The organism is Acidovorax sp. (assembly GCF_022763525.1).
In the GTDB taxonomy this organism is placed as follows: domain Bacteria; phylum Pseudomonadota; class Gammaproteobacteria; order Burkholderiales; family Burkholderiaceae_C; genus Acidovorax.
In genome coordinates, this window is record NZ_JALEGG010000190.1 from 1 (window position 1) to 21,683 (window position 21,683).

The 21,683-nt window shown below is 65.6% G+C and carries 21 protein-coding genes and 1 riboswitch; of the genes, 11 read left to right on the forward strand and 10 right to left on the reverse strand.

Going from position 1 to position 21,683, the window contains the following annotated elements:
* Both MRY84_RS14560 and MRY84_RS14565 read left to right on the forward strand, forming a co-directional pair.
* On the forward strand, positions 1-486 hold a 486-nt coding region (locus tag MRY84_RS14560), incomplete at its 5' end, for a tripartite tricarboxylate transporter substrate binding protein (RefSeq protein WP_291506422.1).
* An 85-nt stretch (positions 487-571) separates the two neighbouring features.
* Positions 572-2,095 (forward strand): NYN domain-containing protein, encoded by a 1,524-nt coding sequence (locus tag MRY84_RS14565; protein ID WP_291506423.1) that lies wholly within the window; start codon positions 572-574, stop codon positions 2,093-2,095.
* 49 nt (positions 2,096-2,144) lie between these two features.
* On the opposite strand, the gene MRY84_RS14570 is transcribed toward MRY84_RS14565, so the two are convergent.
* On the reverse strand, positions 2,145-3,203 hold the full coding sequence (locus tag MRY84_RS14570; protein ID WP_291506424.1) for a PfkB family carbohydrate kinase: 1,059 nt from the start codon (positions 3,201-3,203) through the stop codon (positions 2,145-2,147).
* Between the two features lie 134 nt (positions 3,204-3,337).
* Between MRY84_RS14570 and MRY84_RS14575 the strand changes: the two genes are divergently transcribed.
* From MRY84_RS14575 to MRY84_RS14595, 5 genes are all read left to right on the forward strand, one after another.
* A complete protein-coding gene (locus MRY84_RS14575) occupies positions 3,338-4,351 on the forward strand; it encodes a sugar ABC transporter substrate-binding protein (protein ID WP_291506425.1) in 1,014 nt (337 codons plus the stop codon).
* A 79-nt stretch (positions 4,352-4,430) separates the two neighbouring features.
* Positions 4,431-5,390, forward strand: a complete 960-nt coding sequence (locus MRY84_RS14580; RefSeq protein WP_291506426.1) for an ABC transporter permease — start codon at positions 4,431-4,433, stop codon at positions 5,388-5,390.
* Positions 5,391-5,392: 2 nt separating this feature from the next.
* Positions 5,393-6,211, forward strand: coding sequence for an ATP-binding cassette domain-containing protein (locus MRY84_RS14585; RefSeq protein WP_291506427.1), 819 nt, complete (start codon positions 5,393-5,395; stop codon positions 6,209-6,211).
* A 4-nt stretch (positions 6,212-6,215) separates the two neighbouring features.
* Positions 6,216-6,668 (forward strand): RbsD/FucU domain-containing protein, encoded by a 453-nt coding sequence (locus MRY84_RS14590; protein ID WP_291506428.1) that lies wholly within the window; start codon positions 6,216-6,218, stop codon positions 6,666-6,668.
* A gap of 14 nt (positions 6,669-6,682) precedes the next feature.
* Complete coding sequence (locus MRY84_RS14595) at positions 6,683-7,933, forward strand: ROK family protein (RefSeq protein ID WP_291506429.1); 1,251 nt, start codon at positions 6,683-6,685, stop codon at positions 7,931-7,933.
* Between the two features lie 111 nt (positions 7,934-8,044).
* Here the strand turns inward: MRY84_RS14595 and MRY84_RS14600 are convergent, their stop codons facing one another.
* The 8 genes from MRY84_RS14600 to MRY84_RS14635 form a co-directional block, all read right to left on the reverse strand.
* Positions 8,045-8,875 (reverse strand): HAD-IIB family hydrolase, encoded by an 831-nt coding sequence (locus tag MRY84_RS14600; protein WP_291506430.1) that lies wholly within the window; start codon positions 8,873-8,875, stop codon positions 8,045-8,047.
* Positions 8,841-10,394 (reverse strand): hypothetical protein, encoded by a 1,554-nt coding sequence (locus MRY84_RS14605; protein WP_291506431.1) that lies wholly within the window; start codon positions 10,392-10,394, stop codon positions 8,841-8,843. Before MRY84_RS14605 ends, MRY84_RS14600 begins: the two co-directional genes overlap by 35 nt.
* Positions 10,391-10,798, reverse strand: a complete 408-nt coding sequence (locus MRY84_RS14610) for a GtrA family protein (RefSeq protein WP_291506432.1) — start codon at positions 10,796-10,798, stop codon at positions 10,391-10,393. The genes MRY84_RS14605 and MRY84_RS14610 overlap by 4 nt, the downstream gene beginning before the upstream one ends.
* A gap of 4 nt (positions 10,799-10,802) precedes the next feature.
* Entirely contained in the window at positions 10,803-11,561 is a 759-nt protein-coding gene (locus MRY84_RS14615) for an SDR family NAD(P)-dependent oxidoreductase (RefSeq protein ID WP_291506433.1), read from the reverse strand.
* Positions 11,562-11,582: 21 nt separating this feature from the next.
* Positions 11,583-12,887 carry an FAD-binding oxidoreductase gene (locus MRY84_RS14620; RefSeq protein WP_291506434.1) on the reverse strand — a complete coding sequence of 435 codons (1,305 nt, stop codon included), beginning with the start codon at positions 12,885-12,887 and terminating at the stop codon, positions 11,583-11,585.
* The gene (locus MRY84_RS14625) at positions 12,881-14,344 is read right to left on the reverse strand and encodes a UbiA family prenyltransferase (RefSeq protein ID WP_291506435.1); all 1,464 of its coding nucleotides are present in this window, start codon (positions 14,342-14,344) and stop codon (positions 12,881-12,883) included. Before MRY84_RS14625 ends, MRY84_RS14620 begins: the two co-directional genes overlap by 7 nt.
* A complete protein-coding gene (locus MRY84_RS14630; protein ID WP_291506436.1) occupies positions 14,341-15,972 on the reverse strand; it encodes a peptide chain release factor 3 in 1,632 nt (543 codons plus the stop codon). The genes MRY84_RS14625 and MRY84_RS14630 overlap by 4 nt, the downstream gene beginning before the upstream one ends.
* Positions 15,973-16,202: 230 nt before the next feature.
* Positions 16,203-16,337 (reverse strand): hypothetical protein, encoded by a 135-nt coding sequence (locus MRY84_RS14635; RefSeq protein ID WP_291506437.1) that lies wholly within the window; start codon positions 16,335-16,337, stop codon positions 16,203-16,205.
* Between the two features lie 173 nt (positions 16,338-16,510).
* Positions 16,511-16,590, forward strand: a riboswitch (S-adenosyl-L-homocysteine riboswitch).
* 69 nt (positions 16,591-16,659) lie between these two features.
* Between MRY84_RS14635 and ahcY the strand changes: the two genes are divergently transcribed.
* The 4 genes from ahcY (at position 16,660) to MRY84_RS14655 (ending at position 20,709) form a co-directional block, all read left to right on the forward strand.
* Positions 16,660-18,096 (forward strand): adenosylhomocysteinase, encoded by a 1,437-nt coding sequence (ahcY, locus tag MRY84_RS14640; RefSeq protein WP_291506438.1) that lies wholly within the window; start codon positions 16,660-16,662, stop codon positions 18,094-18,096.
* 122 nt (positions 18,097-18,218) lie between these two features.
* Positions 18,219-19,220: a TlyA family RNA methyltransferase gene (locus MRY84_RS14645; RefSeq protein ID WP_291506439.1), complete on the forward strand. Its 1,002-nt coding sequence runs from the start codon at positions 18,219-18,221 to the stop codon at positions 19,218-19,220.
* Positions 19,220-20,071 carry a methylenetetrahydrofolate reductase [NAD(P)H] gene (gene metF, locus MRY84_RS14650; protein WP_291506442.1) on the forward strand — a complete coding sequence of 284 codons (852 nt, stop codon included), beginning with the start codon at positions 19,220-19,222 and terminating at the stop codon, positions 20,069-20,071. The genes MRY84_RS14645 and metF overlap by 1 nt, the downstream gene beginning before the upstream one ends.
* Positions 20,071-20,709, forward strand: a complete 639-nt coding sequence (locus MRY84_RS14655; protein WP_291506440.1) for a septal ring lytic transglycosylase RlpA family protein — start codon at positions 20,071-20,073, stop codon at positions 20,707-20,709. The genes metF and MRY84_RS14655 overlap by 1 nt, the downstream gene beginning before the upstream one ends.
* A gap of 37 nt (positions 20,710-20,746) precedes the next feature.
* Here MRY84_RS14655 and rlmJ read toward each other — a convergent pair whose 3' ends face one another.
* Positions 20,747-21,634: a 23S rRNA (adenine(2030)-N(6))-methyltransferase RlmJ gene (gene rlmJ / locus MRY84_RS14660; RefSeq protein ID WP_291506441.1), complete on the reverse strand. Its 888-nt coding sequence runs from the start codon at positions 21,632-21,634 to the stop codon at positions 20,747-20,749.
* Positions 21,635-21,683 lie beyond the last annotated feature (49 nt).

Consider the following 21,683-nt stretch of genomic DNA (forward strand, 5'->3'; position numbering starts at 1 on the left):
ACCAGCCCGCACCTCACGATGGAGCTCATCGCCCAGCAATTGGGCCTAGAGCTGCTGCACGTGCCTTACAAGGGCAGCGCCGACCTGATGCAGTCCATCCTGGGCGGGCAGATCATGGCGGCGGCCGACTCCACCGGCTTCGCGCCGCAGGTCGAGGCCGGTAAGCTGCGCGTGCTCAACACCTGGGGCGCCGAGCGCCTGGCCAAGTTCCCCGATGCGCCCACGCTCAAGGAACTGGGCTTGAACCTGGTGCAGAACTCGCCCTTTGGCATTGGCGCGCCCAAGGGCACGCCCGATGCCGTGGTCAAGCGCCTGCACGATGCCTTCAAGCAGGCCATGGAGCAGGACAGCTACAAGACCGCACTGGCCCGCTACGACATGGTGCCCATGTACATGAGCACGTCGGCGTACAAGAAGTTTGCGCAGGAAACCTTCACGCGCGAGAAGGCGCTGGTCGAAAAACTGGGCCTTGCCAAGCCGGCCTGAAGCCGACGAGCCGGTGTGAAGCCGGCCCTCGGGAGGGGGCCAATGCGTTCCGTGTGATGATCCGTGCAGACTCAACGGAAAACCTATGGCATCTCCCTCCGACAATAGCATCAGCATGGCCCTGTTCTGCGACTTTGAAAACGTCGCCCTGGGCGTGCGCGATGCGCAGTACGAAAAGTTCGACATCAAGCCCGTCCTGGAGCGCCTTCTGCTCAAGGGCTCCATCGTGGTCAAGAAGGCCTATTGCGATTGGGAGCGCTACAAGGGCTTCAAGGCCACCATGCACGAGGCGAATTTCGAGTTGATCGAAATCCCGCACGTGCGCCAGTCGGGCAAAAATTCGGCCGACATCCGCCTGGTGGTGGATGCGCTGGACCTCTGCTACACCAAGTCGCACGTCAACACCTTCGTCATCATCAGCGGCGATTCGGACTTCTCGCCGCTGGTCTCCAAGCTGCGCGAGAACAACAAGCAGGTGATCGGCGTCGGCGTGAAGCAGTCCACGTCCGATCTGCTGATCGCCAATTGCGACGAGTTCATCTTCTATGACGACCTGGTGCGCGAGAACCAGCGCGCCCAGGCTCGCCGCCAGAGCCCCGGCAGCGGCAACGCGCCAGCTCCGCGCCGCAGTCCCGAAGAGGAGCGCAGCCGCAAGGAAAATCAGGACGCGCGCCGCACGCAGGGCGTGGAACTGGCGGCCGAAACGTTCGATGCCCTCATGGCCGAGCGGGGCGACAGCGGCAAGATCTGGGCTTCCGTGCTCAAGGAGGCCATCAAGCGCCGCAAGCCCGACTTCAGCGAAGGCCGCTATGGCTTCCGCACCTTTGGCAACTTGCTCGAAGAAGCGCAGGCGCGCGGGCTGCTGGAGTTTGGGCGCGATGAAAAATCGGGCGCTTATGTGTACCGCAGCCACGGCCAGCCCAGTGCAGCGGCAGCGGCAGCGGCAGCACCCGCACGGCCAGAGGCGGCGGGCGAGCGCGCCAGCCAAGGCGGAGCCACGCGGCATGACTTTCACGCGGTGGCGACGGCGCCCGAGACGCGTTCTGACGCCGGAGAAAGCCAGGGCACGCCGGGACGGAACCGGGGGCGCCGCAGCGAAGGCGCGGACCGTGCTGACGCCCGCGCCACGCCACGCAACGCGTTGCGCGATGAGCCGCCACATCACGAGCCGCAGGAGCCCGATCTGGCCGATGTGCCATCAGAGCGCCCGGCCAGCCGCTATTTCAGCCAGTCCGTGGTCCCTGAGGCCGCATTGGTGGAGCCAGTGATTGACAGCCCCGCTGCGCCGGATGCGGGCTCGGCGGCGTTGGATGATGCCCCCGGCGCCCGCGCGGAGCGTACGCCCGAGGACGATGGCGCCGAGGTCGCAGCCCCCCGCCGCGGCCGCGCCCGCACTGGGGACGGGGCCAAGGCAACCGCCAGCCGCCGCAAGGCCGCCACGCCCCGCACACGGGATGCGCAAGCCGCTACCGGTGCGGACGACGCCGTGGGTGCAGCGCCTGCGGCCACAGTGTTGCCGCCATCCGCCGCGCCTGACGCCGAGGGCGCCGCCCCCGCCAAGGCGCCCGCTCGCCCGCGCAGCCGCGCCCGCAAGCCTGCGGCCGAGTAACCGCCGCATCCCGGCAACTCGTCCCCCCACGCCGGGACGGCGCTGCGTCTCAGCCGTGCGCGGTGGTCGCAAGGGGGCGTGACGCCAGCCGCTCGCATACCTCGCCATAGCGGGGCGGCGTGCAGCCCGCACGCTCCACGCAGTGGCTGGCGCTGGCCAGCGCGTGGCGCAATACGGAGCGCAGCCGATCTTCGGCAAGGGGCGCCGCCAGGCCGCCAGGGCGCAGAGCCAATGCCGCTTCGCCGCGTTCGGGCCCGGCCAGCAGGGCGGTGATCAGGCCCGCTAGAAAACAATCGCCCGCCCCCACGGTGTCCACCACCGTGAGCGGCGTCTCCTCGCGCGCATGCACGGCCTGCCCGTCGCGTTGCAGCAGCCAGGCGCCGCCGGGCCCCAGCGTCAGCGCGAGCCACTGCGCCTGCGTCTGTTGCTGCAGGTGGCGGGCGCGCGCCAGCGCATCGGCGCCCGGCACGGCCAGCGCCTCCAGGTCGTCATCGCTCACCTTGATGAGGTGGGCGTGCTGCAAGGCGGCCATCACGTTGGCGCGGTAGGCGGCGGGGTCGTCCACGGCCGACAGCCGCAGGTTGGCATCCACCACCACCATGCGCCCAGCGGCGCGTTCGGCGGCCAGCCAGGGCGGGTAGATGGCGGCATCCTGGGCCACCAGCGCCAGGCAGCCTGTGGCCACCACCTGCAAACCGGGCAGGGCCGCGCACGCGGCGATCAACGCCTCGGCCGTCACCTGCCGGTCGGCCACCCCATCGCGGTAAAAGCTGTAGCTGGCCTTGCCTTCGGCATCCAGCGCGGCCAGGGCCAGCGCACTGGGCGCACGCACGGGCGCGGGCGCCGCCAGCGCCACCCCGGCATCGTGCAGGCCTCGCGCCAGTTGCCGCCCCAGCAGATCGCCCGACAGCGGATTGAGGTACTGCGTGCGGACGCCCTGCAGGCCCAAGGCCCGGGTCAGGTTGTAGACAGCGCCCCCGGCGCAGGGGCGAAGGCGCCCATCGGACTCCTCGATCAGGTCGAACAGGGCTTCGCCCGCGGTGGCGACCTGCACGGGCAATGCGTCCGCCGCTGCCGGCGCGAGGGCGGACTGGATAGGGAAAACCATAATTAAATCCACTTGATTTATTAACTCGCGGACCACTATAGTTCGATCCCATCCACCCGACAAGAGTGGTTCACCCGGCAGCCGCAGCCAGCGGACTGACAGGAATCTGCCATCCCTTCACAGGAGACAATGCCATGCAACGCACCCCTGCTTTCGCGCTTTCAGCCCTTGCCCTCAGCGGCGCCCTGGCCTGCGGCCTGGCCCAGGCGCAAACGTCCGAGCCCGTCATCGGCCTGATCACCAAGACCGAGACCAACCCCTTCTTCGTGAAGATGAAGGAGGGCGCCACGGCCGAGGCCAAGAAGCTGGGCGCCAAGCTGGTGTCGGCCGCGGGCAAGACCGATGGCGACAACGCCGGCCAAGTCACTGCCATGGAGAACCTCATCGCCGCGGGTGCCAAGACCATCCTCATCACCCCCAGCGATGCCAAGGCCATCGTGCCCGCCATCAAGAAAGCCCAGGCGCGCGGCGTGATGGTGATCGCGCTGGACAGCCCCACGGATCCGATGGACGCCACCGATGCGCTGTTCGCCACCGACAACTACAAGGCCGGCGAGCTGATCGGCCAGTACGCCAAGGCCGCCACCGCCGGCAAGAAGCCCGTGATCGCCACGCTGGACCTGTTCCCCGGCCACCCCGTGGGCGCCCAGCGGCACAACGGCTTCCTCAAAGGCTTTGGCCTGCAGGCCAACGATGCCAAGAGCAATGAACTCTCGCGCCCCGCCGAGGTGGTGTGCATGGCCGACAGCTTTGGCGACCGTGCCAAGGGCCAGACCGGCATGGAAAACTGCCTGCAGAAGAATCCCGACATCAACATCGTCTACACCATCAACGAGCCCGCCGCCGCCGGTGCCTACAACGCGCTCAAGGCCGCAGGCAAGGAGAAGAACGTGCTCATCGTCTCGGTGGACGGCGGCTGCGCTGGCATCGCCGACGTGGGCAAGGGTGTGATCGCCGCCACCAGCCAGCAGTACCCGCTGCGCATGGCCGCCATGGGCGTGGCCGCAGGCGTGGAGTACGCCAAGACCGGCAAGAAGGTCAGCGGCTACACCGACACCGGCGTGACGCTGATTGCCGCCAAGCCGCAAGCCGGTGTGGATAGCAAGGACGTGAAGACCGGCACAGACCTGTGCTGGGGTGCGAAGTAATCCGTCGCTTTTCCTGATGTGGCATGGGGCAGTCCTCCGGGCTGGCCAATGTCCTTTTCTCCACCCGCACGGAGCCGCCATGTCCTCGCCCGCTTCCAAACTACCGCCCCTGGCCACGCTGGGGCCGTTCATCGCGCTGATCCTGGCGTGCGCGTTCTTTGCCACGCAGAGCGAGCGTTTTCTGTCCGCGCAGAATTTCGCGCTCATCCTGCAGCAGGTCATGGTCGTGGCCGTCATCGCCATCGGCCAGACGCTGGTCATCCTTACCGCGGGCATTGACCTGTCGTGCGGCATGGTGATGGCGCTGGGCGGCATCGTGATGACCAAGATGGCGGCGGACTATGGCCTGTCGGCTCCCGTGGCCATTGCCTGCGGCATGGCCGTGACCATGCTGTTCGGGCTGGTCAACGGCCTCCTGGTCACCAAGATCAAGCTGCCGCCCTTCATCGTGACGCTGGGCACGCTCAACATCGCGTTTGCCGCCACGCAGCTGTACTCGGGCGCGCAGACCATCACCGACATCCCCGACGGCATGACGCTGCTGGGCAGTACCTTCCAGGTGGGCGAGACCGCCATCGTGTGGGGCGCCGTGCTCATGCTGGTGCTGTACCTCATCACCTGGTTTGCGCTGCGCGAAACCGCCCCCGGCCGCCACGTATACGCCGTGGGCAACAGCCCCGAAGCCACGCGCCTCACCGGCATTGCCACCGACAAGGTGCTGCTGGGCGTGTACGTGCTGGCGGGCCTGTTCTACGGCATTGCGTCGCTGCTGTCGGTAGCGCGTACGGGCGCGGGCGACCCGAACGCGGGCCAGACCGAAAACCTCGACGCCATCAGCGCCGTGGTGCTGGGCGGCACCAGCCTGTTTGGCGGGCGCGGCGTCATCCTGGGCACGCTGGTGGGGGCGCTGATTGTGGGCGTGTTCCGCAACGGGCTCACGCTGATGGGCGTGTCGTCGGTCTACCAGATCCTGGTCACCGGCATCCTCGTGATCCTGGCCGTGACCACGGACCAACTCTCGCGCAAAGGAGTGCGTTGATCATGAGCACCTCCACACACACAACGACCCAGGAAACGAACGCCCCGCTGGTCATGCAGGCCAAGGGCCTGGTCAAGCGCTACGGGCAGGTCACTGCGTTGGATGGCGCGGATTTTGAACTGCGCGCCGGTGAGATCCTGGCCGTCATCGGCGACAACGGCGCGGGCAAGTCCAGCCTCATCAAGGCGCTGTCCGGCGCCACCGTGCCGGACGAAGGCGAGATCCTGCTCGACGGCCAGCGCATCCAGTTCAAGAGCCCCATCGACGCGCGGCGCGCCGGCATCGAAACCGTGTACCAGGACCTGGCCGTGGCCCCGGCAATGACGATTGCCGAGAACCTGTTCCTCGGCCGCGAATTGCGCCGCCCAGGCCTGCTGGGCAGCGCGCTGCGCATGCTCGACAAGAAAAAGATGCTGGAAGAAAGCGTGGCCCGCATGGCCGAGCTCAAGGTCGGCATCCGCTCCATGACGCAGGCGGTGGAGACGCTCTCGGGCGGCCAGCGCCAGTGTGTGGCCGTGGCGCGCGCGGCGGCCTTTGCGCGGCACGTGGTCATCATGGACGAGCCCACCGCCGCGCTGGGCGTGAAGGAGGGCAACATGGTGCTGGAGCTGATCCGCCGCGTGCGCGACAAGGGCCTGCCCGTGATCCTCATCAGCCACAACATGCCGCACGTGTTCGAGATTGCCGATCGCATCCACATCGCCCGCCTGGGCAAGCGCGCGGCCGTGGTCAACCCCAAAAAAATCAGCATGAGCGACACCGTGGCCGTGATGACCGGGGCCAAGGCGGCCTCCGAGCTGCCTGCCGAATGCCTTGCTTAAAACCATGCTCAAGCACATCGACCCCCTGCTGACCCCCGACCTGCTCAAGGTGCTGGCCGAGATGGGCCATGACGATGCCATCGTGCTGGCCGACGCCAACTTCACCGCCATGAGCCTGGGCGCAGGCAAGCCCGTGCTGCGCCTGCCCGGCATCGGCATGGCGCGCGCCGTGCAGGCCGTCGCCAGCGTACTGCCCCTGGCACAGGATGTGGCCCACCCGGTGGCCTACATGCAGGTGGGCGGGACCGAGGCGCCGTACCGATCGGCCCTGCAGCGCGAGACGCTGGCCGTTCTGGCCCGCGAGGGCGTGGCCAGCGCGCAGGCCGAAGGCGTGGAGCGGTATGCGTTCTACGACCGCGTGAAAAAGGCCTATGCCATCGTCGTGACGGGCGAACTGCAGCCCTGGGGCAACTTCCTGTTGCGCAAGGGCGTCATCGGCGAAACTCTGCGGGACTGAACTGCCTGCCCACCATGCTGGAAACCGACGCCTCCTCCACCACCGATCCGGGTGATTCCGCTGGCACGGGGCCCGCACGGCTGCGCCAGCGCGGCTCCAATCACACCGGCATGCGCCAGTTCAACGAGCGCGTGGTGCTGCAGGCGCTGCGCACGCACGGCAGCCTGGCCAAGGCCGAGATCGCGCGCGTCACGGGCCTCACGGCGCAGACCATCGGGCTCATCACCGCGCGGCTGGATGAGGACCACCTGCTGTGCCGCGAGGCGCCGGTGCGCGGCCGCGTGGGGCAGCCCTCGGTGCCCCTGGGGCTCAACCCCGATGGCGCTTTCGCCATCGGCATCAAGATCGGCCGCCGCAGCACCGACTGGCTGCTGGTGGACTTCACCGGCCAGGTGCGCGAACGCATCGTGCTCGACTACGCCTTTCCCGACATCGACGTGCTGCTGCCCGCCATCCGCCAGCACCTGAACCAGCTGCTGGACGGACTGGGCCCGCTGCGCTCGCGCGTGGTCGGCGTGGGCGTGGCCGCGCCGTTCCAGCTGGGCGGCTGGCACCGCATGCTGGGCCTCACCGACGCGCAATCCGAGGCCTGGAACCGCATCGACCTGGCCGAGCAGGTGCAGCAGATGACCGAGCTGCCCGTGAGCTTTGCCAAGGACACCTCGGCCGCTTGCGTGGCCGAGCTGCTGCACGGGCGCGGGCACGACATTCCGAGCTTCCTGTACCTGTTCCTGGACACCTTCATCGGCGGAGGGCTGGTGATCAACTCACACCTGCACCGCGGGCTGCATGGCAACGCAGGCGCCGTGGCGTCGCTGCCGCTCGGGGTGGCGCAGCAGGGTGCCGCTGCGCCCGCGCAGCTCATCAGCCAGGCGTCGCTGTGGGACCTGGAGCAACGCTTCCAAGAGCACGGTCTCGCGCCCATGGCGGCCTATGACGAACGCGCGCTGCAGGAACCCTGGGCATCGCACAGCCGGGAGTGGATCGCCAGCGCCGCCGCCGCCCTGGCCCATTGCATCGTGTCCGCCACGGCCTTCCTGGACCTGGAGGCTGTCGTGCTGGATGGCGCAGCCGACCCGGGAATGCTGCAGGCGCTGGCCGAGGGCGTGCAGACTTCCCTGCGTGCGTACAACTGGGAGGGCCTGCAGACGCCGCCCCGGCTGGAGCTGGGCAGCATTGGCTCCGACGCGCGAGCGCTGGGCGGCGCGCTGCTGCCGCTGCACGCCTGCTTTGCGCCAGATACAGAGCTGTTTCTGAAGGCTTGAGGCACGGCCGGATGGCCTCTTCTTCTGCTATCCGAAAGATAGCTGCTTGCGCTTATCCGCCAAGCGCTACGGCCTGATTTGATCAAAGAATACCCTGGGGAGACGCCTGCGTCAGCGCCCGGCGCCACTTTCCATCCGCGCGGCCAGCAGCGCCTGCGCCACTTCGGCAAACCCGGCACCACGCTCGCCCCGCGCCACATAGCGCGGCAGGTGCGTGAGCTGCGGCACAAACCGCGCGATGTTGGCCACGCCCACGCTGTGGGTGAAGTGCTGGAACATGGCCTGGTCGTTGCCCGAATCGCCCACGAACACCCAGCGGTCCAGCTCCTGCGCCAAGTCGCGACCCAGCAGCTCGCGGACGATCCAGTTGGCGCCCTGCCATTTGTTGAAATCGCCAAAACAGCCGTGGATGTGGATGCTGCTCACCGTGGTCTGCATGCCTGCTCGCTGCAGCACGTCCAGCACCCTTTGCACGGTCTCGGGCGGGTGCCGGTCGAACTCGGCGTAGTCGAAGGCCAGGTCGGTCTCGCGCCCACTGCTGTCGCGGCTCAACGCCACGCCGGGCACTTCGGCCGCCACCTGGGCGGCCACCGCGCGCATGCGGGCCTGGTTGGCGTGGCGCGTGGCGGCGTCCTGCTGGTAGCGCTTGGTCGGTGGCGATTGCGACCCCGCGCCATGGACAAATGCCACCGCTCCGTTTTCCGCCACCATGGCATCCACGGGCCACGCGGCGCCTGCTGGGCCCGCCATAAAGGGCTCGCACCAGCCAATGGGCCGCCCAGTGATGGGGATGACGTGCAGCCCCGCCGCTTTCAGCTCCGCCAGCGCTTGCATCGCATCGGGAGTGATCGCGCCTTCGGTGGTCAAGGTGTCGTCGATGTCGGTGAAGATGCCGACAATGCGGAACCTACATTCGCGGGGCCAATGAATGAGAGGCGTCATGGTGAGGGGCAGCTTTTATATGAAAGGCGGATGCTGCGAAACTGCCCAGGAGAACGAAAAAGAGCGCCCCGAAGCTGAAGCATAGGATCGCGTGGCGTTCCAATTCGAAATAGCCATCGCCCAAGATTGACGAAAACAGGGCGTAGTTAAACAGCAACCCGCTCAGCAAAAACATGAAGGCCCAACGGCTCTGCTTGAATACCCAGGCCGCCAGCGCCGCGAGGATAGGGCCGAGGGCCGCGAACCAGATGAGCAGCATGGTGGCGCCCGCAGAAATCCGGGTGAGTAGCGAATCGACGGACTGAAGATAGAAGGGCTGGCTGCTGTTTCCTATTTTCGTTTTGTCCCGAACAGTGCGGAATTCTGTCCCGTTGAAGGCTGACTCGCTACCGTCGTGTAGATGGGCGTTGCTGGTTCCTTCGATGTGTCCTATGTGGTACTGCAGAAATCCGTTGTGGTGCATGGCAACGTTCCCAATGACCGTGAGGAGGACCGTGGGCTCCCGCACCACGGCCTTGGCAATGCGCACAAGGGAGGCCGTAAGGCTCTCTGGGCAATGCGCCTTGAATTCTTCTTCCGGGGTGACATACAGGTTTTCTCCAGAGAATTGCAGGCATCCCTCCGGCGATAGGCCCAGATGCTTCAGCATCCGGGCAGGGGCTTTGGAGGCCGGTAGCAGTGCTCCGAAAATGGTGTTGGTCCGGTTGGTGGCGGCCCACACAGCTACTTCGTCGCTGTTCTGTGCTGCGGTGTTGTAAGCCAGCATTGGCAGGAGACAGCCTGCAGCGATCAGTGCCCATTTGCCTGCAGTGATGAACGATGGCCTCTGGAATGGGCGCTGGACGGCCAGCGCGGCGACACCTGCAAGCCCGGCCACTGCAGGCAAGAGAAACATGTATTGATTGCGGTTGAGGGAGAGGAAAGCCAGACATACGCCCCCCCAAACCAAGGCCCAGCGCAGCGTGACGAGCTGAAACAGCCACAGCCATGCAATGCCTACAAACAAGGTGGCGAGGGCGAAAGCGGAGAACTCCGCATACCAGGTATTGAGGAACAACAGGTTGATGGGGTCGGCCACCAGCAGAATCCAAGCTGCGAATCCCAGGGCCGCCAGAGGTTTGACGAGCAGCTTCCTGAAGATGAGCCAGATACCCACCAGCCAGCCGATGAGCACGGGAGCGGTGGCTACCTTGATATCCATCGAACCGTCGCTTTTGCCAAACGCAGCCATCGTGGTGACCTGGATGGCTTTGACCAGCAGGTCCGACGAAGGATAGACGGGCGCCTGCGGCTCGTCTCCCTGGACAAAATAGCGCCAGGGCTGCTCTGGTGTCATTTCGTACGGCGGCTTGGTCGAATCCTTGGGGTGCAGGCCGAAGACCCGCAAGGTGCGAATTTGATCGTAGTTGTTGGCGTAGGCCAGCATTGGGTCGGCGGCCCAGAAAGCGAATGCGCGGAGGGTGGCGATGGCAAGGATGAGGCAGGCCAGCAGGCTGGTCGCCGTCTTGTATCGGTTCATGGATGCTGAGATGGGGGCGAGATGTTGAATACGTATTTTTTGTCCAGGTGGTATTTGGCGACGTAACCGATGGTGAGGCCGATGACGCCGCCGAGGTAGCGCATCTGCGCCGTTCCGAACGCGCACCAGAAACCGTACTCGAACCCCCAGAAGATGGCTGTGGTCACCACGCCCATCAGGGTGTAGAGCACAAACGTCCTGCTGTCGTGGCCCACGTTCTGCGGTTTGAAGCGAAAGATGAAGCGCTTGTCGAGAAGGTATTTGACGACCAGCCCCGTGCCGGTGCCGACGATGATGGAAAACCAAATGCCCGCAGGCCAAAGTCGCAGCGCGAGGTCTTGGGAACCAATGTTCACCGCCATGGCCACAACGCAAAACAGCGCGTAAAGCAGTGCAATGCGCATGGGCTCAGATATCCACCTTGTTGAATAGGAAACGCGGCAGATGGCGGATGACCAGCATGATCAGTGCCCATTTGCCGGGGGCATAGACTATGGGGCGGCCGGCCGCCATCGCCTTGACGATGCGCTGCGCCACTGCTTCACTGCTGGCGAGTTTGGCGCCACTTTGTTTGAGGTGCGCGGTCATTGGCGTGTCTGTGGGACCGGGCTTGGCCAGCGTCACGCGCACGGGGCTTTTAGCCAGGGCCAGTCTGTGCTGCAGTCCTTGTACATATCGGTCCACCAGCCCCTTGGCTGCACCGTAGATGTAGTTGCTTTTTCGCCCCCGGTCTCCCGCCACCGATCCGATGATGCACAGCCGCCCGCGGCCCGCACGCTGCATGGGGCCAATAAATGCCTCGGCGATGAGGGCGGGGGACAGGCCGTTGACCCGCAAAGCATCTTGAGCTGCGTGCAGGTTGTCCTGGCAAATGGCTTGGTCGGGCAGCGAGCCGTGCGCAATCAGTACGGTGTCCACTGGGCCGGTGGCCGTGGCGCCTTGCACCAGCTCTGCAATCGCATCTACATCGTCGAACCGCAGCTCGGCTACGCGGGCAGTGACATGTGCGCTGCGTGCCCGCAAGTCGGCGGCCAGTATTTCAGCGCGCTCAGCACTGCGGCCCACCAGCAGGAAGTCGCAAGGACCTTGCTGTGCCCACAGGCGGCTGCACTGGTGGGCAATGGCGGAGGTCGCGCCGACGACGACGATTTTTTGAGGAGAGTTCATACAGTGAGTGCTCGACAAAGGTCAGCTTCCCATCAGCCTGCGCGACATGGCGGAGCTGATACCTGGGTCGCGGTATGGAAGGAGTTGTTCCCAGTGGGGGTAGCCTGATTGGAACAAGTGGGCGGGCATGCGCGCGTCCTTGGCGGGGTAGATCCGCCCGCCTGCCGCGCTGACGATTGCGTCCAACTGGCTAAATAGATGCAGGGTCTTGTGGCCTCGGTTGGGGAAGTCCAGCGCCAGCGTGATGCCGGGCGTCGGGAAGCTCAGCAGGCCTAGGGAAGGGAGCTTGCCGAAAGTCTTGAGTACGGCCAGGAAGGAGCCTTGGCCGCTGCCTGCGATCTGTGCCAGCAGGGCGGCAATGGCTTGCTCGCCGCCTTCAAAGGGCACGACGCACTGGTACTGGTAGAAGCCGCGCGGGCCGTACATGCGGTTCCAGTGGGCGATGCCATCCAGTGGATAGAAAAAAGGCCGGTAGTGGCTGATGGCCGGGCCTGCGCGCAGGCGGTGCGCGTGGTAGTACAGCGCGTTGAAGGCGCGCAGGCTGGCTGCGTTGACCAGCGACAGGGGCGGTGTGACTGGCATAGCCAGATGGCCTTTGCGGGGCGCATGCTCGGGCACGCGAGCGCCTGCCACACAGTGATTGGCGCGCAGGAACAAGCCACGCCCACGTTTGTCCAGGCAGTCGATCCACGATACGGTGTATTCCCACTCGGCTTCCGACTCGGCCGCCAGCGCGTAAAAGCGCTCCAGCTTGTCGAATGCGATGGTTTCCGTTGTCAGCCATGGTCCGGCCACGCGGCGCAACTGCAGCGTGGCTTGCGTAATGAGGCCCGTCAGCCCCAAGCCGCCCACGGTGGCACGAAACCAATCCGTTGCACGGTCTGGGCCGCAAACGATCGTGCGGCCATCGGTTCGCAGCAAGGTCAAGGAGCGCACATGGTTGCCGAAAGAGCCCGCCATATGGTGATTCTTTCCGTGCACATCGTTGGCGATCGCTCCGCCCACGGTGACGAATTGGGTGCCGGGCGTGACGGGCAGCATCCACCCGGCGGGGGCTAGCAGGTGCTGGATGTCGGCAAGCAGTGTCCCGGCCTGGCAGGTCAGCAGGCCAGTGTCGCCATCAAAATCCAGCCAGTGATCCGCGCCCTGCGTCAGCCACAGCGCGCCGCCGGGGTTCAGGCACACATCGCCATAGCTGCGGCCCATGCCATAGGGCAGGACGCGCTGGCCATCCTCAGGTGGCGGTGCGTGGCCCACGCCGTTCAGCGGCAACACATGGTGCGGTTCAGCATTCAAGCGGCCCCAGGAACTGACGCGCATCACCATGGCAGTCCCAGCTTAGCCGCCGCGAGCGAGGCCGCAAACACGGCGCCGCAGGCCAGGCTGACTCTGTCTTTCACGGCAAATACCACCGGGTCGTCGTGCATCTCGCCCCGGTGGGATTGGAGCCACATCCAACTGATCCAATACACCAGCACCCCCACGGTGACCAGAATAGCGTGGGGCTGCTTATACAGGGCCTGCACCGTGTTGCCATGCAGGTACAGGGCCAGCACCACGGCAGAGGCATACCCCGCGGCAACCCCGAACATCTGCACCAAGGCGGCATCCTGCGCGACGTAACCACGCCCATGCGCAGCTGTGGTTTCGCCGCTCTGCACCAGGGGGCGCAACTCGGTGTGGCGCTTGAGGAAAGACAGCGACAAGAACACGAAGCCCGAAACCGCCAGGAGCCAGGGCGACAACGGCAACTCCGCCGCCGCTCCACCGGAGATGATGCGCAATGTGTATAGGCATGCCAGCGTCATGCAGTCGAGCAGCACCAGGCGCTTGAGCGTCATCGTGTACCAGCACGTCAGGGCGAAATACACCGCTAGCCAAGCTAAAAAATGCGTGCCCACGGCCAGCGCGAGTGCCATGCTGGCCAGCGCCAGCAGTGGCGAGAGGGCAACGCCCCAGGCTACGGGTACAGCCCCGCTGGCAAACGGGCGGTGGCGTTTTCGCGGATGCAAGCGGTCACTGGCCAGGTCGAGCAGGTCATTGCTGATATAGACCGCCGATGCGCAGAGGCTGAATGAAAAAAAGGCCAATAGCAAGCTACCCCAAGCCCCTCCTTGGGTGAACTGGTGCGCGGCCAGCAGCGGGACGAACAACAATAGGTTTTTCAGCCACTGGTGGAGGCGCAGCATCTTGGCAATCTCGCGCGCTCTCGGGGCCGTGGTCGGGATGACCTGGCTGACATTGCCATGTTCTTGGGCTGCTTTTAGAACGGATGCGGGCGCGTTGACGCCAATGGCTTGGCGCGCTGCTTTCCAGACCGGCAGGTCATCACGCGAATTGCCAACGTAGTCGAAGCCCTGATGGCCAAATCTTTGCACCAGTCGATCAGCTTTGCGGGCTGCAGCCAGGTTCGTCTGTCCATCACTGGCGATGACCTCATCAAAAATGCCCAGGTGCTGGGCAATGGCCTGCGCAGTGTGCGCGTCCGCGGCGGTGCACAGCACAAGGCGCCGCCCGGACTGTTGTTCGGACTTGAGCCATTCCAGCAGCGGTGCGTTGTAGGGCAGGGTAGATGGATCCAGAGATACGCGCTGAGCCAACTGCTGTTTGAGATGCGCCTTGCCACGCATCAGCCAGGCTGGGAGCAAAAGCGTTTTGAGCGGCTGCGTTTTGGCCAGCGCCAGTGCTTGCTCGTGCAATGTGTCGGTGCGAACCAGGGACCCGTCCAGATCGACAACCAAGGGAGGGATGGCGTGGAGTTCAATCATCGGCTCGGTGTTCATGCTCCCTGCAATGTCAATCCCGCATGCTCGCGCAGCGGGTGGAAGTGGATCTTGGGGAAGCGCTCCTGCGCCAGCCGCACGTCATAGGGGCTGGTGCACAGGTAGGCCAGCGTATCCGCCGCATCGTGCGCCAGGCGCAGCGGGTAGGCGTCGGTGAAGGCGCGCAGGTCGGCCGCGTTATCCGCCGTGATCCAGCGCGCGCCGGTGTACTGGCTGCCCTCCAGGCGCACGTCAGCGTCGTACTCGGCCTTCAGGCGGTGCTGCACCACTTCAAACTGCAGCTGGCCCACGGCGCCCAGCAGCATGTTGCCGCCGGCATCGGGTTTGAAGACCTGGATCGCGCCTTCCTCGCCGAGCTGGGCCAGGCCCTGCTGCAGCTGCTTGGTGCGCAGCGGGTTCTTGAGCACCACGGTCATGAACATCTCAGGCGCGAAGAAGGGCAGGCCGGTGAACTGCAGGTTGGCGCCATCGGTGATGGTGTCGCCCAGCTGCACGCCGCCGTGCGTGGTGAAGCCGATGATGTCGCCCGCGTAGGCCTCTTCCACGGCCTCGCGGCGCTGCGACATGAAGGTCACGACCGAGGTCGGCCGCAGCTCCTTGCCGGTGCGCTGCACCTTGAGCTTCATGCCCGGTGTGTACTTTCCCGAGGCCACGCGCACGAAGGCGATGCGGTCGCGGTGGTTGGCGTCCATGTTGGCCTGCACCTTGAAGACCACCCCCGCAAAGGCCGCGTCCGCGGGCGGGATGGTCTTCACCCCGGGCGGTCTGTTCACTTCGAGCGTGCGCACGCGCGGGCCGGGCGGCGGTGCCATGTCCACCAGCGCGTCCAGCACCTCCATCACCCCGAAGTTGTTCACGCCGGAGCCGAAGAACACGGGGGTCAGCTTGCCGGCCAGGAAGGCCTCGTGGTTCCATTCGGGCGATGCGCCCGTGGCCAGCTCCATGCTTTCGAGCGCGGCATCGAACTCGGCGCCGAAGCGCGCGCGCAGCGTGTCCACGTCGCTGAGCGGGATGGATTCGAAATCCTGCGGACGGCGCTCGCTGCCGGCTTCGAACACCGTCATGGTCTTCGTGCGCAGGTTGATGATGCCGCCGAAGCTCTTGCCCTGGCCCACAGGCCAGGTCATGGGGCAGCAGGGCATGCCCAGCTCGCGCTCGACTTCGTCCATGATGTCCAGCGGGTCGCGCACTTCCCGGTCCATCTTGTTGACGAAGGTGATGATGGGGGTGTCACGCTGGCGGCAGACCTCGATCAGGCGGCGCGTCTGCGCTTCCACACCGTTGGCGGCATCGATCACCATCAGCGCCGAGTCCACAGCGGTGAGCACGCGGTACGTGTCCTCCGAGAAGTCCTTGTGGCCGGGCGTATCGAGCAGGTTGATGACGTGGTCGCGGTACAGCATCTGCATCACCGAGCTGGCCACCGAGATGCCGCGCTGCTTTTCGATCTCCATCCAGTCCGACGTGGCGTGGCGGCTGGCCTTACGGCCTTTCACGGCACCGGCGATCTGGATCGCGCCCGAGAACAGCAGCAGCTTTTCGGTCAGCGTCGTTTTACCCGCGTCGGGGTGGGAAATGATGGCAAAGGTGCGGCGGCGCCGGGTTTCGGCGAGGAACGGTGCGGACATGCAGGCAGGGGCCGCGCACGGGGCGCGGCGTCTTTCAATAGCTGGAATTCAGCGATTATCCCTATGCTATGCATCCGAGTCCGGTGGCGGCCGGTGCTGCCCCAGAGACGATGCCTGCTTCTTTACTTCTTCTTACTTGGCAGGCGTCACCTCGACCTTGGGGACTTCAATCTCTTTTTTCTCGGTGGTCACGTTCACGTCCGGCGTCTTTACGTCGTACTTGGGCAAGGTCACGTCGCCCGCCTGTTTTTTTCCACTTCGTACTTGGGTAGGGTCACGTTGCCTTCCTGGGTCTTTTTGACATCGCAGGCCGTCAGCGCGGAGAGGCTGGTGGCAACAATGCCAAGGACGATGAATTTTTTCATGGTTAAGCACATTTTGCGTGGGTTGCGGGCCGGCAATGGTGGTGCCGGGACTCGGTATGGATTGCAGCGCGTGCTGCCCCTGGGGCCTGTAGGAAGGCGGGCAGCGTGCGGGTGCGAAAGCCTCCACTTTGGATGGCAGCGGAGGCGCAGGGGCGGGATGTCATAAAATCCACCGATCCGAGGAGCGTTGCAGCGCCCCCAGTACCAGCGGGGCGTGAGGCTCGGAGTAACCTAGCAACGACGCTCATCCACTTCTCGTGTGGTGAGCCTTGTCACTCCCCCCGACCAGTGGTTTTTCAAACATGCTTTGGAGCACACCACCATGAACGCACGCGTCAACGCCCCGGTCCATACCGACTGCATCATTGCCGACATCGGCTTGGCCGACTGGGGCCGCAAGGAAATCAAGATCGCTGAAACGGAAATGCCAGGCTTGATGGCGATCCGGGAAGAGTTCGCGCCCAAGCAGTCGCTCAAGGGTGCCCGCATCACCGGCTCGCTGCACATGACGATCCAGACCGCCGTGCTGATCGAGACCCTGCAGGCGCTGGGCGCGCAGGTGCGCTGGGCCTCGTGCAACATCTTCTCCACACAGGACCACGCCGCCGCCGCGATTGCCGCCACCGGCACGCCGGTGTTCGCCGTCAAGGGCGAGACCCTGGCTGAGTACTGGGACTACACCCACCGCATTTTCGACTTCGGCCCCAAGGGCAGCGAGGGCGAGGGCCCCAACATGATCCTGGACGATGGCGGCGATGCCACCTTGCTCATGCACTTGGGCAAGAAGGCCGAGAAGGATCGGTCCGTACTGGCCAACCCCGGCAGCGAGGAGGAACGCATCCTGTTCGCAGCCATCCAGGCCAAGCTGGCCGAGGACGACACCTGGTACAGCCGCAAGAGCGCGCAGATCATCGGGGTGACCGAAGAAACCACGACTGGCGTGCACCGCTTGAAGGAAATGTCCGCCAAGGGCACGCTGATGTTCCGCGCCATCAACGTGAACGACTCCGTCACCAAGAGCAAGTTCGACAACCTGTACGGCTGCCGCGAAAGCCTGGTGGACGGCATCAAGCGCGCCACCGATGTCATGATTGCCGGCAAGGTGGCCGTGGTGGCGGGCTATGGCGACGTGGGCAAGGGCTCGGCCCAGGCCTTGCGCGCCCTGAGCGCCCAGGTGTGGGTGACCGAGATCGATCCCATCAACGCCCTGCAGGCCGCCATGGAAGGCTTCAAGGTCGTGACCATGGAATGGGCGGCCGACAAGGCCGACATCTTCGTGACCACCACCGGCAACCGTGACGTGATCACCTACGAGCACATGGCCGCGATGAAGGACCAGTCCATCGTCTGCAACATCGGCCACTTCGACAACGAGATCCAGGTGGCCAAGCTGGAAGAGAAGTGCCAGTGGGAAGAGATCAAGCCCCAGGTGGACCACGTGATCTTCCCGGACGGCAAGCGCATCATCCTGCTGGCCAAGGGCCGGCTGGTGAACCTGGGCTGCGGAACGGGCCACCCCAGCTTCGTGATGTCCAACTCGTTCGCCAACCAGACCATCGCCCAGATCGAGCTGTTCACCCACAGCGACTACTACGAAGTGGGCAAGGTCTACGTGCTGCCCAAGCACCTGGACGAGAAGGTGGCGCGCCTGCACCTGAAGAAGGTCGGCGCCATGCTGACCGAGCTGACCGACGAGCAGGCCGCCTACATCGGCGTGCCCAAGCAAGGCCCCTACAAGCCCGACACGTACCGCTATTGAGGGACGTCGGGGCGGCTGCGCTGGCGTGCGGCCGTTTGCTATAAAAAGTGAAGCTTATAGCGCTTGTTGGAAAAGCGCTGGAGCCATTTTTAACTCAAGTACTCTGACAGCAAGAGGAGCGCATGCGCGCAGATGTTTTTTTGGTGGAAGCGGGCCATGCGGCCACGCGCTCGCAGGCCCAGCGGCTGATTGCGGCCGGGGTCGAGTGGCGCCTGTCGCCGCTGGCGCCCTGGCAGAAGGTGGCCAAGAACGGCGATGACATCCCGTCCGTGGCCGAGGTGAAACTGCTGGACGATGCCGAGGCCAAGTACATCTCGCGCGGCGGACTCAAGCTGGAAGGCGCGCTGCGCGCTACGGGCCTGTCCGTGGCCGGGCTGCGTTGCCTGGACGTGGGGCAGAGCACGGGTGGGTTCACCGACTGTCTGCTCCAGCACGGGGCGGCGCAGGTCATCGGCGTGGACGTGGGCCACGGCCAGTTGCACGAGCGGCTGCGCGCCGACCCGCGCGTGGTCGGCGTCGAGGGTCTGAACGCGCGCGCCATGACCGCGCAATCGCTGCAGGATGCCTGCGAGGAAGCGCTGTCCGAACAAGTGGAAGTCGATGTCGAGGACAACGACACCCAGCCCGTGGCGCCCTATGCCTGGATGCGCAACGGCGGTGAGGTGGGCGAGGAGTATGACGACAGCGACGACGCCAAGGAGCAGGACGTGGAAGCCTTCAAGGCCGAGCGTGCCGCCAAGGCCCGTGCGCGTGCCGAGGGCAGCGTGCCCACCCGCCGCCAGCGCCGCGCGGGGCTGGAGCAGGTGGACATCACGCCCGAATTCGATGTCGTGACGGGCGACCTGTCGTTCATTTCGCTCACGCTCGTGCTGCCCGCCATCGTGCCGCTGCTCAAGGCGGGCGGGGCGCTGCTCATGCTGGTCAAGCCGCAGTTCGAACTGCAGCCGGGCCAGGTGGGCAAGGGCGGGGTGGTCCGGGACGAATCGCTGTACGCCGTGGTGGAAAAGCGCATCCGCGACTGCTGCGCCGAGCAGGGACTGGCCGTGAAGGCGTGGTTCGAAAGCCCGATCCAGGGCGGCGACGGCAACCGAGAATTTTTTGTTGAAGCGAGGAGGGCGGCATGATGGCTGCTGTCAATGCACAGGGAACGGGCTTCCCTGTGAGCCTGGAGTTCTTTCCGCCCAAGACGCCGGAAGGTGCCGACAAGCTGCGCGCTGCGCGCCAGCAGCTTTACAAGCTCAAGCCGGATTTCTGCTCGGTCACCTACGGCGCCGGCGGTTCCACGCAGGAGGGCACGTTCGGCACGGTGCGCGAGATCCTGTCCGAAGGCGTGAGTGCGGCCTCGCATTTCTCGTGCATCGGCGCTACGCGCCAGTCGGTGCGTGAGCAGTTGGCCACCCTCAAGGCGATGGGCGTGCGGCGCCTGGTGGCCCTGCGTGGCGATTTGCCCAGCGGCTACGGAGCGGGGGGCGAGTTCCAGTACGCAAGCGATCTGGTGGCCTTCATCCGCGCAGAGACCGGCCGCGACTTCCACATTGAAGTGGCGGCATACCCGGAAGTGCATCCCCAGGCGAGGTCGCCGGAAGCCGATCTCAAGGCCTACATCGCCAAGGTGCAGGCGGGCGCGGACTCCGCCATCACGCAGTATTTCTATAACAGCGATGCCTACTTCCGCTTTGTGGAAGACACGCAGCGCCTGGGGGCGAAGGTGCCGGTCGTGCCCGGCATCATGCCCATTGGCAGTTCCACCCAGCTGATGCGCTTCTCAGACGCTTGCGGCGCCGAGATTCCCCGCTGGATCCGCCTGCGCCTGCAAGCTTTCGGCGACGACACCGCCAGCATCAAGGCCTTTGGCCTGGATGTGGTGACCGACCTGTGCGACCGGCTGCGCAGCGCGGGGGTGCCGGCGCTGCACTTCTACACCATGAACCAGAGCGCCGCGACGCTCGAGATCTGCCGCCGGCTGGGGATTTGATGCGCGCGCGGGGCGACGTGGCGATGGTGCAAAAGCCTGCGGCGGAAAGCGCTGCCGCGTGGCGCCTGGGTGTGCGGTTGGCGGCGCTGGCCTGCTGCGTGATCGTGGCGGGCTGCGCGTCGGTGGAACGCCCTGCCGACGTCGGAGCGCAGGGCGCGCCTGCCGACGCCAAGGCGACCGCGGCGCAACGGCGCGGCGTGCCCGCCAAGACACCGCCCGCAGATCCGCCGCGTTCCAAGGCGAGAGCCCCCGAAATTGAGGAAGCGGAAAAGGCAGCTCCGCCAGTGCCGGAGCCGGAGAGCCCGCCGTCGCGCGCCTCGGCTGATCAGGTGGGGCTGGCGTCGTGGTACGGCGGCAAGTTCCACCGGCGCCGTACCGCCAGCGGCGAACTGTTCGACATGCGGGCGCTCACTGCTGCGCATCCCACGCTGCCGTTCGGTTCCTTGGTCTGTGTTCGCAGCACGGTCAACGGACGCTCGGTGGTCGTGCGCATCAACGACCGTGGCCCGCACACGGGCAACCGCGTCATCGACCTGAGCCGGGCCGCCGCCGAAGAGCTGGGGATGATCGGGCTGGGGCTCAAGCCAGTGGAATTGTTTGCCCTGCAGGATGGAGAACGGGACTGCCCCGAACCTTGATGGGTTTTCTACGCGGAGGGTAGCGCAGGCCGGTGTGTCAGCCGCCCGACTCCAGTGTGTGCGCGGCGTGCTTGTCCTGGGCCAGCAGCTCGACCATTTGCGGCAGCGCGTCCTTCAGCGCGGCTTTCAGCGTATAGGGAGGGTTGATCAGGAACATGCCGCTGGCCGGCAGCCCGGGGCGCTTCAGGTCGCCTGCGGCGTTCTCCACCAGCTTGCTGTTCTTGACGGTGAGCGTGGCATGCAGCCAGCTTTTGCCGGCCTTGGTGGCCAGGGTCTTGAGGCGGCGGGGCAGGTCATGGGCCTCGGGGCGCGGGATGATGGGGTACCAGAATGCATAGGTTCCCGTGGCAAAGCGCTTGAGCGAGTCGGCGGCCATGTCGAGCACCTTGGCATAGTCGCTCTTGATTTCATAGCTGGGATCGCACAGTACCAAAGCGCGGCGGGCCGGTGGGGGCAAGAACTTCTTGATGCCCTCAAACCCGTCTTCGTGCAGCACGGCGACCTGCCGGCCTGCCTCGAGCTGGGCCACGTTGCCCGCGAGCGCGCGCAGGTCGGTGGGGTGCAGTTCAAACAGCTTGAGCTTGTCATGACTGCGCAGCAGGCGCTGCGCGATGAACGGAGAACCCGGGTAGACGCGCAATGCGTCCCCTTGGTTGAAGGCCCGCACCATGTCCACGTACGCCTGCAGCGCAGGCTTGAGCTGGGGCGTGGCGGGGCCGATCAGGCGGAAGATGCCATCTGCCGCTTCCCCGCTGGTGCTGGCGTAGTCGCCGTCGAGCCGGTACAGGCCGGCCCCGGCATGGGTATCCAGCACCGTCAGTGCCGCGTCTTTCTCGGTAAGGTGTTGCAAGGCGGCAATCAACACCGTGTGCTTGAGCACGTCGGCGTGGTTGCCTGCATGGAAGGCGTGGCGGTAACTGAACATGGCGCTATGGTAACGATTGCCCCGCGAGTGGCCGGCTTGCGATGCCGAC